The sequence below is a fragment of the Sphingobacterium sp. MYb388 genome (assembly GCF_037479535.1).
Taxonomy (GTDB): domain Bacteria; phylum Bacteroidota; class Bacteroidia; order Sphingobacteriales; family Sphingobacteriaceae; genus Sphingobacterium; species Sphingobacterium anhuiense.
Window position 1 is genome coordinate 1 of the sequence record NZ_JBBGYV010000027.1, and the last position, 691, is coordinate 691.

The following is a 691-nucleotide window of genomic DNA, read 5'->3' on the forward strand; positions in this document are numbered from 1 at the left end:
TGCAAAGGAAGTCGCATGGGAGTTGGGATTTGAAACGGATAGTTATTTTAACCGCTTTTTTAAGAAATATACTGGTGAAACTCCGAAGGAATTCCACAGAAAACAGTTTCAAGGTAAAACAGAATAACTGCTGACAAGTCATATTTGTCAACAGTTACTTCATTTGTTATTTTGGCGTTATTTTTTAGGTAAAAATTCCATCGTATTATAACGGTCATAAACCATTCCGAGTGCGATATCGTCAGCAATTTCTTTACCGTTTATCAATTCAATAGCTTGTAGAGCCACATCCATACCAGAAGTGACGCCGGCGCCAGTTAAAAACTTGCCGTCCACTACAAATCGAGTTTTTTCCTGCACTTTTATTTTAGGGTGCGATCTCAGTTCATCAATTGACCAGTGATGCGTCGTTGCAGAGCGTCCATCAAGCAGGCCCGTATTTGCCAGTATAAGTCCACCAGTACAGACAGACATTGTCATTTGGGTTTTTTCATTCTGTGAGACAATCCAATTCATCATTTTTTTATCTGCAGAAATCGTTTTGACAATCTCAGGTGATGTTCCAGGGATAACCAATATATCTGATTGTGGAGCATCGTATATACTGTATTTAGAAACTAGATTTACTGTTCCACCGTCCATGATTATATTTTTATTGGCTGTTGCCGATACGGTGTAAATATTATAGTTG

Annotated in this window: 2 protein-coding genes; one reads left to right on the forward strand and one right to left on the reverse strand. The window is 38.2% G+C overall.

Going from position 1 to position 691, the window contains the following annotated elements:
- On the forward strand, positions 1 to 127 hold a 127-nt coding region (locus WH188_RS26215), incomplete at its 5' end, for a helix-turn-helix domain-containing protein (RefSeq protein ID WP_339424888.1).
- 50 nt (positions 128 to 177) lie between these two features.
- Here the strand turns inward: WH188_RS26215 and WH188_RS26220 are convergent.
- Positions 178 to 691 (reverse strand): DJ-1/PfpI family protein (locus WH188_RS26220; RefSeq protein ID WP_339424887.1); only part of this gene is annotated, 514 nt, incomplete at its 5' end.